Below are 13296 nucleotides of genomic sequence, written 5' to 3' on the forward strand. Positions count from 1 at the left end.
ATTATTTATGAAAAAGACGAATAAATCCGCCCTGCACTTTATCAACGAGGTCGCAGGCAAAAGCAGATTATATATCATATTCCTGCTGTTTTTGCAGATGGTACTTGGCATCAGCAGTGTTTTTTATGCTCTGCTCCTGCGTGGACTGATTGATGGTGCAGTGCACATGACAGCAAAAAAATGCTGACCTTCTGTGTCCTCTTTGCGGCACTTGTAGCAGGGCAGATTGCACTCCGGGCAGTTCTGCGGTTCTTAGAAGAATACGCTAAGGCAACCTATGAGAATGCATTCAAAAGCAGGCTGTTTGCAGGGCTTCTTACACACAATTACGGAGCTGTCACCGCAACCCATTCCGGTGAGTGGATGAACCGCCTGACATCAGATACTGTTGTCGTGTCAGAGGGACTTGCCACGATTGTGCCGGGCGTAGCCGGAATGATAACGAAGATGGCAGGAGCACTTGTGGTAATCCTTATTATGGAACCGAGGTTTGCCTATATCCTTGTGCCTGGTGGAATACTTCTGGTGCTGCTTACTTATATTTTCAGAAAGCAGCTAAGAAGCTGCACAAGCAGATGCAGGAAAAGGATGGATTTGTCCGTATCTTCTTGCAGGAGCATCTTGGCAGTCTGATGATCGTCAAAGCATTTGGCAAGGAAGCGGACAGTCTTACTGAGGCTGAAAGCCACATGAGTGAGCATAAGAAAGCCCGCATGCGTAAGAATCATTTCTCCAATGTCTGCAATATCGGATTTGGAGCTGTTATGAACGGAGCTTATGTGTTCGGAGCTGTCTATGGGGCATTCGGTATCTATAATGGCACTATGACCTACGGAACCTTTATGGCGATGCTTCAGCTTATCAGTCAGATACAGAATCCGTTTGCCAATATCACAGGCTATCTGCCGAAGTATTTCGCGATGCTTGCGAGTGCGGAGAGCTGATGGAGATTGAGGCGTATGAAAAGGATAAGGTGCGTGCCTGGGAAGAGGTATGTACCAAGGTCAGGATGAGTGACGAGCAATCAAGATATATTCAGGATAACAGCACTTTCGGCTTGTCGCATGTGGATTTTACATACCTTCCGCCGGTTATTACCGAAGGAGATACGATTATGCCAATCGTATTAAAGGATTACAGCCTTATGATACGAAAGGGCGAATTTGTGGCATTTACCGGTCCGAGTGGCTGTGGAAAGAGCACAGTGTTAAAGCTTCTGATGGGCTTGTATACAGTGGATGCCGGAGAAGTGTATGGCTGTGACCGTTTAATGTTTGCCTATGTTCCGCAGGGCAATCAGCTTATGAGCGGAAGTATCCGGGATATCATTACATTTTCAGATAAGAACAGGACAGGAGATGAAGCAGGCATTCACAGAGCTTTGCAGATTGCATGTGCGGATGGTTTTATCGCAGAGCTGGAACAGGGCATAGATACACTTCTTGGCGAGCGAGGCTTAGGACTTTCCGAGGGACAGATGCAGAGGCTTGCAATCGCAAGGGCAATTTATTCCGACCGACCGGTACTTCTTTTGGATGAAGCTACAAGTGCACTGGATGCCGGGACAGAAGAAGCAGTGCTTGAGAACCTTCGCAGCATGACAGATAAGACAGTGATCATTGTAACTCACCGTCCGGCTGCACTTAAGCTGTGTGACAGACAGATTGCATTTGGAGAAGAAAAGTAACAGTGAATCTGATGTGTCTTATCGAAGCTGGATTGTGAAAATTGTCCGGCAATAGCAAAGGCAGTGCCGGTTTTGGTGCTGTCTTTGTTCGTTAATGAGAATAGTTCCGTAGATGAAGGTTTGCCGGAGTTGCGAAATATGCATATCATTGGTATAATAAGCTATAAAATTCAGAAGGAGAGGTGGCATTATGAAAAAGATAAGCAATGCAGCCGGAAGATGGATCTGTGTGATACTTGTTCTTGTTATGACAGCCATCACATGTGTGGAGCCCGTAAAGGCGGTGACCGGATATAGCAGCACAGCATGGGTTGACAATCTGGACTTTGTAGATATCAGAGGTTCGGAAAAGCCGATTCAGTGCATTTACACCATGGAGAAGGATGGCTCCTTTCTTGCGAGCAGTTATGGCTTCCGCAATGAAGGTGTGAAGACGGGAGAGACCATTTATATTCGTGACTGGACCTATACCTGTAATGGATACACTTATTTCGCAGTCATTTATAAGGGAAGACTGATGTATCTGAATAAGAAGTATATCAATGTGAGTAATCTGGTGTCGGTCAATCAGCCGAAGTATCCGGGCAGAAAAAATAAGGTAAAGATGAAAGCTGTGGCAGGAAACATATCGGATCAGAATAACTGGTTTTATATTTATTCTCAGGCAGACGATTCCCAGCCGGTGAATTGCTATGGTATTGTTCCGGTGGGGGAGACATTGGAGATCACAAAGAAGGATTACAATTCCGAGTGGACGCAGATTAAGTGGAACGGTCGTATCTGCTATATCCGTAAGAGTAATATTTCCTTTGATGAGGCTTATCTGGCAGGAGCAAGAAGGGAGTGCCAGACGAACATTATGCTTGCCCAAAATGCAAATCTGACATACAAGGGCATTCTTAAAAATTACAATAAGAAACTGACCAGAAAGGAATTCTACAAGCTGGCGGCGAAATGGTGCAAGGCAGCCGGCAAGGTGCAGTTTAAGGCTGGCAAGAAAGTTAAAAATAAGGAATTGAGTGCAAGTCAATACAACACACTGTTGCAGAAAATGATTCGTAAAACACAGGCAGGAAATGTGGCATATAATGCAGCAAAGGTTGACGCTGACGGGGATGGGATTACGAGAGATGTGGCGATTTCACAGTTGTATCGGGCATATCAGGTGACACGGGATAAGGATTATCTGACCACAGGCTTGGAATTTTCAATCTGCACAGCGGATGATCAAAATCTCTGTCTGGATCTTTGGGATACACAGGGAGAATCCGTATTTTTGTCTGATCGTAGCGGCCAGACGGATCAGAGCTTTTATCTGAGCTGCAATAATGGTTTCTGGCGTTTACGGGGCTGCCGGAAAAACTATACGGTTTGTAGTTCAACGAAAGATGTATATCAGGATTTTGCCGGATATGACAGCCAAAAGCTGACCTTTGAATACAACGATGATGGAACAGTGTGCATTAAAAATATCGATGGATTATATCTTGATCTGATCGATGGTGCGGTAAAGAATTCCCATCTTAAATTTGCACCGAAATCCGACAGCAGCACACAGAAGTTTATCATTAAATATAATGAGTAACGAAAGCAAGTGATCAGATTTAAGCATAGCTGATAAAAAGAAAGACCTATTGTGGAGCCGTTATCCACGATAGGTCTTTCATATTTGAGCCATTAAAAATTACTTCCTATATTTTTTCAATACGAGAACAACCGCAGTGTTCTTTATTAAATATTTGAGAACACTTGGTTCTTCTGCAACAAATGATATTTTTGCAGAAAATGCGTGGTATTTGAGAAATGCAAGAACTGTTAATGACCGTGGAAGCTCGGTTCGTACCCCGCGAGAAATTGATTTAGCGGCTGAACAGAAAAGCCTTAATGGGCTGTAATTTTCAATGAAAACCGGATTGTACAATAATCGAAGGTCTAAATCTCCGCAAGTGCTTTTCTAAACGCAAATGCAAACAGAATTGATGTAAATAGCACAGCGATGATATCAGCGATCGGCTCAGCCATATATACACCGACGGTTGGATTTGACACAGCATGTGGGATAATATAGATGAGCGGGATCAGCAGTACGAATTTACGGACAACAGCAACTACGATGGAGTTGACTGCCCTGCCAAGGGAGGTAAAGGTCATCTGGCATGCAATCTGTATGCCGAACAGGAGCATACCGCCCATATAGATTCGTAACATCGGTGCAGCAAATGCAACAAGTGCTCCATCCGAAGTGAAAAGACTGACGAACACCTTTGGGATAAGCTGGACGATAATCCAGAAGATCACAGAGTATGTCAGGCATGTTATCACAAGCAGACGGAAGGTCTTTTTGACTCTGTCTGCATTTTTGGCACCGTAATTATAGCTGGAAATAGGCTGTGAACCCTGTGCAATTCCCTGAAGAGGTAGCATGGCAAACTGCATTACGCTGGTTAAGATCGTCATCGTTCCGACGGCAATATCTCCACCATAACGGAGCAGAGACGAATTGAAGCAGACGGCTACGATACTCTCACTTGCCTGCATAATGAAGGCAGCAAGTCCAAGTGCAACGCAGGGCAGAAAGACTTTTGGCTGCAGACGCATATATTTCCGGCGCAGATGAATCTGTGTTTTATTTCCACAGAGGAAGCGGACAACCCAGATCGTGGAAATGGCCTGTGAAAGGATCGTTGCCAGTGCGGCTCCCTTTACGCCCATATGAAATGCGAAAATAAAGATCGGATCTAAAATAATATTGCAGAGGGCTCCGATCACAACGGAAACCATGGAGATAGTTGTAAAGCCCTGTGCTGTAATAAATGAGTTCATACCGAGAGTCAACTGGACAAACAGCGTACCAAAAGCATAGATGTGCATATAATCCGTTGCATAGCGGATCGTATTTTCGCTGGCACCAAAAGCCAGCAACAGGTCTTTGCCCCAGATTTGTAAAATTGCAGTGAGAACAATGGAAACAATCATCTGAAGCGTAAAACAGTTACCTAAGATCTGTTCGGCGGCTTCGTCCTCCTGCTTTCCCATGCAGATTGATGCTCTAGGGGCACCGCCGGAGCTGACAAGTGCCGCAAAAGCGGAGACAATCATAATGATCGGCATACAGACACCTACTCCGGTAAGAGCTAGACTCCCTTCTCCGGGAATATGACCAATATAGATCCGGTCAACGATATTGTAGAGCATATTAATAAGCTGGGCGATCACGGTCGGGATTGACAGCTTGAGAAGAAGCTTTCCGATGGGTTCTTTCGCTAAAAAGTTTTTATTATCCTGCATGACTGATGGTCTCCTTTAGGTAACGTTTGAAATTGTAGTTTCTTTTTGAACTATATTACATGGTAAGTTTTTTTTCGGGGAAAGTCAAGATATCAGGTTTTTAAATGAAGTATGACATATTTCTTGACAAAATGGTTAGAAAAGACTAACATAACATTTCAAAGCAAACGTAACGAAAGAAAGGAAGATGTCATGAAAGAGAAAGTAAATGTGACAGGTGTGCCGGAGACAATGATCCAGACCTTATATGCGAGGGCAAAGGAATCGGAGAAGCGAAACTCCAAGATTCAGGATACGATGGCAGTAGAGATCGTGGCGAAACTGGACTATGATTTCTCCAATGCGGATAAGGATAAGGCAATGAGCTATGGCGTTGTTGCCAGAACGATTGTGTTGGATGAGCTGGTGGAAAAGTATTTGAGCAGTCATCCGGACACAGTGGTTATCAATATCGCCAGTGGTCTGGATACGAGATGTTATCGCATGAATGGGAAATATTTGCGGTGGTACAACATCGATCTGCCGGAAACGATGCAGATCCGAGAGAAGTTTCTGACCGAAAACGGACCGGTTTACCAGATTACTAAATCGGCAATGGATGCGTCCTATGTGGACGAGATTGAGTATGCCGGTGAGAATGTACTTGTGGTGATCGAGGGGCTTACGATGTATCTGAAGGAGGCAGATGTGCTTCAGATATTCTCGATCATTGAGAAGGCATTTCCGAAGGTAACGGTGATGGTCGAGACAATGTCCCCGTTTGTCGTAAAGCATGTGAAGGAGAAATCCATTGAGGGAAGCAATGCCAAATTTACATGGGGCATTAAGAACGGAAAGCTGCTGCAGCAGCTTGTGCCGGCATTTACTTACAAACAAGAGGTCAGCCTGATCGAGGGAATGAAAAAGCTTATGCCGATCTATCATGTGATCGGAGCGATTCCGGTGGCACAAAACTTCTCCAACAAAATTATCGTGTTAGAGAAGAAATAAAGTCCGACAGGCGAAAGAGGAGCAGTTGATCTGTGAAAACAGACCGCTGCTTTTTTTTTGTTTTCAGCGGAAGTGACGAGACATTTTGCCAAGATGCGAATGAAACAAATAAAACGTTCGCATGTGACAGGAGGAAGCAGAATGTATATTGAAGGAAAAAATCTGGCAAAAAAATATGGAAAGGGAGAGGCAACGGTCTATGCGCTGAATCATACGGATTTCGGCATGGAAAAGGGAGAGATCGTTGTGATCCTGGGACCAAGCGGAAGTGGCAAGAGTACTCTTTTAAATATTCTCGGTGGTCTTGATAAGGCGACGGAGGGAAATATGGTGGTAGACGGAACGGATCTGGAGAAGATGTCAGCTAAGGAGCTGGAGCTTTACCGGAGAGAAAAGCTGGGCTTTGTATTTCAGTCCTATAATCTGACTACAATATTGCAGATCTGAAGGAACATAAAGTAAAGATCAGCGGAGTTGTGTTTGGTATATTTGTGCTGTATCTGATCATCAATATGATCGTGTCAGAATCTGCAACAAACATATCCGTTATGAAGGTGCTTGGTTTTAGCCGTAAAGAGATTTCCAACAGGGTGATCAATGTCAATCATCTGCTGGTATGTATCGGATTTCTGATCGGAATCCCGATCGCCTATGGGTTTGTAAAGGTGGGATATTCCGATACCATTGAGAATTACGGAATGCTGCTCTCGCCGGTTCTTACCGCGAAAACGTTAGTGATTGGCTTTGTACTTACCTGGGTTACCTATGAGATCACACTTCTGATACAGAAGAGAAAAATATCAGGGATTGACATGGTGGAAGCTTTGAAGGAAAATAATAGAAATGAATAAGATTATTGCATGGAGCAATCCATGACATCACTTGGGGCAAATGCGTTTGCCCCTTGTTTCAATCGCTGTTTTAGGGAGGACACAGATGGCAAAACGGGTATTTACGGAGGCAGAGAGAGCAGAGTACAGAGAGAAGATGTTAGCGGCAGGCTTTGATCTGCTGAAGCAATATGGAATGACACATATGTCGGTTGCCAAAATTACAGAGGCAGCCGGCATTGGTGTGAGTACGTTTTACAACTTTTTCCCATCGAAGGAAGCATATGTGTATGATGTCATGGAATACCGGAAAAGGATGATTCCGGTATTTATCAAAAAGGCATTGAACGGGAAAGAAAAGGCGGGTCCTGCGGAGACGAGAAACTATCTGAAAATTATGATCGATGAAGATTACAGTATATTTCCGAGCCTTTCTCCGGAGGATGAAAAACGTCTTCTGGAAATGCTGCCGGAACAGGTGCGACCGGATCTGCAGAAGGAGACCCGGACAAGCATGATGTTTTTTCAGCAGATGGAGGGGATCCGGTCGGATGTAAACATTGCACTTGTGACGAACCTGATCAAGATCTATGTGCTTGGTGCAGAAGGCAGGGAATTGCTGCATGACGCAGCATATGAGGAGACTATGGAGCGTATGCGGGATGTCATCATATATGAGATTTTCGGGAGAACCGAATCGTAAATAATGATTAAAAATTTAAAAAGGTATTGAATCGGAAAGGTGATGGTGTTATAATCATCGCGGTAAAATAATGAGCCTTGAAAGGCACAGAGATAAAAAGGAGGCGAAGCATATGGACAGTTGTGATAGTCGAAGTCGAAGTACACATAATGATGGATACAGGCTTGGATTTTATTACAGGTGTCTGTAGGCGTGCCGTTTTTCATAAAAGATAAGCCGTTATCCATCGTTATGAATCAATTCACAACTTATAATTGTGCAGCATGACATTACGATGGATTTTTTATGCCCTTTTTCGGGTAAAGGGAGGCTTATGATGACAAGAGAAGTATTAAAGGAACCAATTTTTGCAAAGGAAATTGTTGAAATTACAAGATTTTCTCATTCGATTGATGAGATGAAGGAGAAGCTCAAGGATTACCATGAGAATGACATCGCACAGAGTCTGAAATATCTAAACAGAGCCGAAAGAAATCTTCTGTACAGTGCGATTGATGCAAAATGGATGGCGGAAATCATTTCTTATATTGACGATCCGGGACAATATGTTGAAGAGATCGGAATCGACAAGCTGGCAGAGATCATCAACGAGATGGACGCAGATGATGCGGTAGATCTGTGGGAAGATATTGACGAGAGCGTGAAGGTGAAGCTTCGTACGATGATCGACGATGAGATCCGGACAGATATCCAGCTGATCAATTCCTATGATGAGGATGAGATCGGAAGTTTGATCACCACCAATTATATTTGCATCAAACAGCACCTGACGATCCGTCAGGCAATGCATGAGCTGGTGCAGCAGGCGGGCGAAAATGATAATATTACAACAATTTATGTGGTGGATAATAGGAAACGTTTTTGCGGTGCGATCGATTTGAAGGATCTTATTGTTGCAAGAGAAAATGTGGAGTTAGATACACTGATCAGCTATGCCTATCCGTATTTGCTGGATCATGAGAAGATTTCGGACAGCATCGAAAAGATCAAGGATTACGCGGAAGATTCCCTGCCTGTTTTGAATAAGGACAAGAAAATTATCGGTATTATTACAGCACAGGATGTGGTTGAGGCTGTGGATGATGAGCTGGGAGAGGACTATGCAAAGCTCGCCGGTCTGTCTGCAGAAGAGGATCTGAATGAAACTACCGGAGAAAGCATGAAGAAGCGTCTTCCGTGGCTGATCATTCTGTTGTTCCTCGGAATGGGAGTATCCACTGTGGTCGGAGCATTCGAGGGCGTTGTAGCGGTACTGCCGGTCGTGATCTGTTTTCAGTCATTGATCCTTGACATGGCGGGAAATGTTGGTACACAGTCTCTTGCGGTAACGATCCGTGTGCTGATGGATGAGAATCTGAATGGTAAAGACAAGCTGAAGCTGTTGTTTAAGGAAATGAAGGTTGGATGCTGTAACGGTGCTTTGCTTGGAGTGATGGCACTGGTCTGCCTGGGTGTTTATATTGCACTCTTTAAAGGATATGCAATCGGAACTGCATTTTTGATCTCCGGCTGTGTCGGAATATCCCTTCTGGCCGCGATCATTATTTCCAGTCTGGTCGGAACCTTAGTGCCGATCATTTTCCACAAAATAAACGTGGATCCGGCGGTCGCTTCCGGTCCGCTTATTACAACCGTCAATGATCTGGTGGCTGTTGTGACATATTATGGTCTTGCGTGGATCCTGCTGATCCGGATGATGAAGATAGTGTGATGCAATGAGAAAGGATATTGACAAACGACTTACCGTCGGCGTTATTATTTGCATTTCCTGATAGTTTAATTACATCATTTGTGATTCAATTTATTCATTTTTAGGAAAATGAATAAATTGAATTGACTATGATAAAATTAGAAGATATAATAAAAATGGATTATATGTGACTATAGTATGAAAATATGGAGATTAAATATGCGACAATTCGACTATCGTAAAAAATGGGAAAAACTATTGACGCCGAAGACGGTATCTTATTTAGCTCAAATACACGAATTTAAAGGTGAGCAGACGTTGTTTATTGAAGCTCAAAAAGACACTTTGACACAATTAGTAAAAATTGCCAGAATCCAAAGTACAGAAGCATCTAATAAAATTGAGGGAATTTATACATCGGATGAACGGTTAAAAGCACTGGTACAGGATTCAACTCGACCAAGAACGCGGAATGAACGTGAAATTGCCGGATATAGGGATGTATTAAACACAATTCATGAGAGCTATGATTATATTCCACTCAAACCGTCTATGATCTTGCAATTGCATAGAGATCTTTTTAAATTTGAAGGATATGATATAGGGGGCAAGTACAAAGCCGCCGATAACATTATTGAGGAAGAAGATGACAAAGGAAATAAGTTTGTCCGTTTTCAACCTATGCCTGCGTGGGAAACTCCGGAGGCGATGGACATATTGTGTGATGCGTTCGATACAGCATTAGCTACAGAGCAGATTGATCCGCTTCTGTTGATCCCAATGTTTGTTCTGGATTTTCTGTGTGTTCATCCGTTTAATGACGGAAATGGACGAATGAGTCGATTGCTTACATTGTTACTTATGCATCGATCCGGTTATATAGTGGGAAAATATATCAGTATAGAAAAGTTAATAGAAAAAACAAAGGAAGAATATTACGAATCACTGCAACAGAGTTCTTTCGGATGGTATGAGGAACAAAACGATTATGAACCGTTTGTACATTATATGCTAGGAATTATTGTGGCGGCGTACAGGGAGTTTTCATCCAGAGTTAGACTTTTAACCACGGAGAAGATGTCGAAGTCGGAACGTGTAAGGGAGATTATCAGAGGCACTGTGGGCACAATAACAAAATCAGAAATTTTGGAGAGATGTCCCGATATTAGCCAGATGACGGTTCAGAGGGCACTGGCAGAATTGCTGGAGACAGAACAAATAGTTAAAATTGGTGGAGGAAGATATACAAAATATACATGGAACAATGACAAAGAAGGAGATTAGAAAGCATGATTACGGGAGAACTGAAAAATAAGATTGATGGTTTATGGGATGTGTTTGCTGCGGGAGGACTAGTCAATCCATTGGAAGTAATTGAGCAGATTACATATCTGATGTTTATACATGATTTGGATGATTCTGATAATATGAGAGCGAAGGAAAGCGCTATGCTGGGGCTTCCTTATAAAAGCATTTTTGCTGAAGAGGTGAAGATTGGGGAGAGAACCATAGAGGGGAATCAATTAAAATGGTCTGTATTCCATGACTATTCCGCTGACAAAATGTATTCTGTAATGCAGGAATGGGTGTTCCCGTTTATTAAGACGCTGCACAGTGACAGAAACAGTGCCTATTCGAAATACATGGATGATGCGATTTTTAAGTTGCCAACGCCATTGGTCTTGTCTAAGGTGGTAGATTCATTGGATGAGATTTATAAGATTATGAATGAAATGCAGTCAACAGATGTAAGGGGAGATGTTTATGAATATCTTTTATCAAAGATTGCTCAGTCGGGACGAAATGGACAATTTCGTACGCCAAGACATATTATTCGCATGATGGTAGACCTAATGGAGCCATCCAGTGACGAAGTGATTTGTGATCCGGCGTGTGGAACCTCTGGTTTTTTAGTCGCTGCCGGTGAATATTTTAAGGAGAACAAAAAAGAAGAAATTTTCTTTGATAAACAGAAAAAAGATCATTATATGAATCATATGTTTCATGGATTTGATATGGATAGAACCATGCTTCGTATTGGTGCAATGAATATGATGACACATGGTATAGATAATCCTTTTATTGAGTATAGGGACAGTTTATCTGATCAAAATCCTGACAGAGAAAAATATTCCTTAGTGTTAGCCAATCCTCCTTTTAAGGGAAGCCTTGACGCGGAGGCTGTTTCCGGAGATTTACTGAAGGTTTGCAAAACCAAAAAAACTGAGCTTTTGTTTCTTGCACTGTTTTTGCGTATATTAAAAATCGGGGGACGGTGTGCCTGCATTGTACCAGATGGTGTATTGTTTGGTTCATCAACAGCGCATAAAGCTATTCGGAAAGAAATTGTTGAAAATCAACGACTGCAGGCTGTTATTTCAATGCCTTCCGGTGTATTTAAACCTTATGCAGGTGTATCCACGGCGATTTTGATTTTTACCAAAACTGAGCACGGTGGAACAGATAATGTATGGTTTTATGACATGCATGCGGATGGTTATAGCTTGGATGATAAAAGGTCTCCTGTTGAAGAAAACGATATTCCGGATATCATCGAGCGATTCAAACATTTAGACAAGGAAATGGAACGGAAACGTACAGAACAGTCATTTATGGTGCCTAAACAGGAAATTGTAGACAATGCATATGATCTTAGTATAAATAAGTATAAAGAAATAGAGTATATTCCGGTAGAATATCCACCAACATCGGAGATTATGGCTGATATCCGTAAGATTGAGGCGGAGATTAGCGTTGAGATGGATGAATTGGAAAAGCTACTTGGCTTATAAGAAACGTCGATTTGCAGATGACAGAAAAATTCGGATTTGTAGGGCTACGAGCAAAGTGTGTACCAGCAAAGTTCGTATTGATGTGAAAAAATTGTATAAAGTTTTAATTGCATTGAGTAAATATAGGTTGAATAAGGTGGATAGAATGGTTAAAAACATGATTAAACTTGGAGATGTAGCAACATATATCAATGGATATGCATTTAAGCCAAAAGATAGAAGTAAAAGAGGATTGCCGATAATTCGTATTCAAGATCTTACTGGAAATTCATATGATTTGGGGTTCTATGATGGGACATATCCCCAAAAGATAGAAATAAATGATGGTGATGTATTAATATCATGGTCTGCCAGTTTGGGTGTGTATATATGGAATAGAGGGAAGGCGTTATTAAATCAGCATATTTTCAAAGTTGAATTTGATAAAGCTGATATAGATAAGAATTATTTTGTATTTGCCGTTCGTCATAAACTTAAAGAAATGGGACGGAAAACACATGGCGCGACTATGAAGCATATTGTTAAAAAGGACTTTGAGTCTACAGAGATTCCTTATCCGTCGTATGAGAAACAAGTGGAGATTGCCACTAATTTAAATAAAATATTTAGAATTATTGAATCACGCAATAAAGAATTACAGTTGTTAGATGAACTTATTAAAGCCCGATTTGTCAAGATGTTTGGTAGTATTCATGAAAGTACAAAATATCCATATATTGCGGTAAAAGATTTAACGAATGTCATAAGTGGAGGTACACCAAGTCGAGATAGAACAGAGTATTGGAATAATGGTACAATCCCTTGGGTAAAGACTACTGAGTTGCAAAACAATGTAATAAAGAATGTGGATGAGCATATTACAGAGTCAGGACTAGCAGGTTCATCTGCAAAACTGGTACCTATTGGAACTGTTTTAGTTGCTATGTATGGTCAGGGGAAGACAAGAGGGATGACTGCTTATCTGGGGATTGAGGCTTCTACAAATCAGGCATGCGCTTGTATTTTACCATCTGAAAAGATAGATTCTATGTTTATGTGGAAGTATTTTGAATTATCATATGATAAATTACGTAGTTTAGCTCAAGGCGCAGGACAGCCAAATTTGAATGGAAATATGATTAAAAATTTTAAGGTGTTAGTTCCGCCGATAGAGTTACAAAATGAATATGTTGCTTTTGTAGAACAAGTCGACAAATCAAAATCTGCTATTGAGAAAGAATTGAAAAAAACACAGATATTATTTGATTCGTTGATGCAAAAATATTTTGGATAATCAGATAAGTTAATATGAATAGATAATAGAATGGGAGACAATA

Annotated in this window: 12 protein-coding genes and 2 pseudogenes; 13 read left to right on the forward strand and 1 reads right to left on the reverse strand. The window is 41.8% G+C overall.

The window, feature by feature from the left end; genetic code table 11:
• Window positions 1–7: 7 nt before the first annotated feature.
• The 5 genes and pseudogenes from DXA20_RS16580 to DXA20_RS18265 all read left to right on the forward strand — a co-directional run.
• On the forward strand, window positions 8–187 hold the full coding sequence (locus DXA20_RS16580) for a hypothetical protein (RefSeq protein WP_243100501.1): 180 nt from the start codon (window positions 8–10) through the stop codon (window positions 185–187).
• A pseudogene (locus tag DXA20_RS16585) lies at window positions 181–944 on the forward strand (ABC transporter transmembrane domain-containing protein). Before DXA20_RS16580 ends, DXA20_RS16585 begins: the two are co-directional and overlap by 7 nt.
• Window positions 944–1687, forward strand: a complete 744-nt coding sequence (locus DXA20_RS16590) for an ATP-binding cassette domain-containing protein (RefSeq protein ID WP_243100502.1) — start codon at window positions 944–946, stop codon at window positions 1685–1687. The pseudogene DXA20_RS16585 and the gene DXA20_RS16590 overlap by 1 nt, the downstream one beginning before the upstream one ends.
• A 190-nt stretch (window positions 1688–1877) precedes the next feature.
• Window positions 1878–3272 carry an RICIN domain-containing protein gene (locus tag DXA20_RS02485; RefSeq protein WP_118559170.1) on the forward strand — a complete coding sequence of 465 codons (1395 nt, stop codon included), beginning with the start codon at window positions 1878–1880 and terminating at the stop codon, window positions 3270–3272.
• A gap of 118 nt (window positions 3273–3390) precedes the next feature.
• Window positions 3391–3495: pseudogene (locus DXA20_RS18265) on the forward strand (Fic family protein); the annotation flags it as partial.
• A gap of 124 nt (window positions 3496–3619) precedes the next feature.
• On the opposite strand, the gene DXA20_RS02495 reads toward DXA20_RS18265, so the two are convergent.
• A complete protein-coding gene (locus DXA20_RS02495) occupies window positions 3620–4975 on the reverse strand; it encodes an MATE family efflux transporter (RefSeq protein ID WP_118559171.1) in 1356 nt (451 codons plus the stop codon).
• A gap of 192 nt (window positions 4976–5167) precedes the next feature.
• Here DXA20_RS02495 and DXA20_RS02500 point away from each other — a divergent pair, with 192 nt between their 5' ends.
• The 8 genes from DXA20_RS02500 to DXA20_RS02535 all read left to right on the forward strand — a co-directional run bounded on the left by DXA20_RS02500 (window position 5168) and on the right by DXA20_RS02535 (window position 13253).
• Entirely contained in the window at window positions 5168–5965 is a 798-nt protein-coding gene (locus DXA20_RS02500) for a class I SAM-dependent methyltransferase (protein ID WP_118559172.1), read from the forward strand.
• Between the two features lie 141 nt (window positions 5966–6106).
• A complete protein-coding gene (locus tag DXA20_RS02505) occupies window positions 6107–6412 on the forward strand; it encodes an ATP-binding cassette domain-containing protein (RefSeq protein WP_118559173.1) in 306 nt (101 codons plus the stop codon).
• Window positions 6413–6441: 29 nt separating this feature from the next.
• The gene (locus DXA20_RS02510) at window positions 6442–6816 is read left to right on the forward strand and encodes an FtsX-like permease family protein (RefSeq protein ID WP_118559174.1); all 375 of its coding nucleotides are present in this window, start codon (window positions 6442–6444) and stop codon (window positions 6814–6816) included.
• 85 nt (window positions 6817–6901) lie between these two features.
• The gene (locus DXA20_RS02515; RefSeq protein ID WP_158577101.1) at window positions 6902–7498 is read left to right on the forward strand and encodes a TetR/AcrR family transcriptional regulator; all 597 of its coding nucleotides are present in this window, start codon (window positions 6902–6904) and stop codon (window positions 7496–7498) included.
• Between the two features lie 316 nt (window positions 7499–7814).
• Window positions 7815–9209 carry a magnesium transporter gene (mgtE, locus tag DXA20_RS02520; RefSeq protein WP_118559176.1) on the forward strand — a complete coding sequence of 465 codons (1395 nt, stop codon included), beginning with the start codon at window positions 7815–7817 and terminating at the stop codon, window positions 9207–9209.
• 198 nt (window positions 9210–9407) lie between these two features.
• On the forward strand, window positions 9408–10472 hold the full coding sequence (locus DXA20_RS02525) for a Fic family protein (RefSeq protein ID WP_118559177.1): 1065 nt from the start codon (window positions 9408–9410) through the stop codon (window positions 10470–10472).
• 5 nt (window positions 10473–10477) lie between these two features.
• Entirely contained in the window at window positions 10478–11980 is a 1503-nt protein-coding gene (locus tag DXA20_RS02530; protein WP_118559178.1) for a class I SAM-dependent DNA methyltransferase, read from the forward strand.
• Window positions 11952–13253: a restriction endonuclease subunit S gene (locus DXA20_RS02535; protein ID WP_243100514.1), complete on the forward strand. Its 1302-nt coding sequence runs from the start codon at window positions 11952–11954 to the stop codon at window positions 13251–13253. The genes DXA20_RS02530 and DXA20_RS02535 overlap by 29 nt, the downstream gene beginning before the upstream one ends.
• Window positions 13254–13296: the final 43 nt, after the last annotated feature.

The organism is Roseburia sp. AM59-24XD, from assembly GCF_003478445.1.
Classification (GTDB): Bacteria; Bacillota; Clostridia; order Lachnospirales; family Lachnospiraceae; genus Jutongia.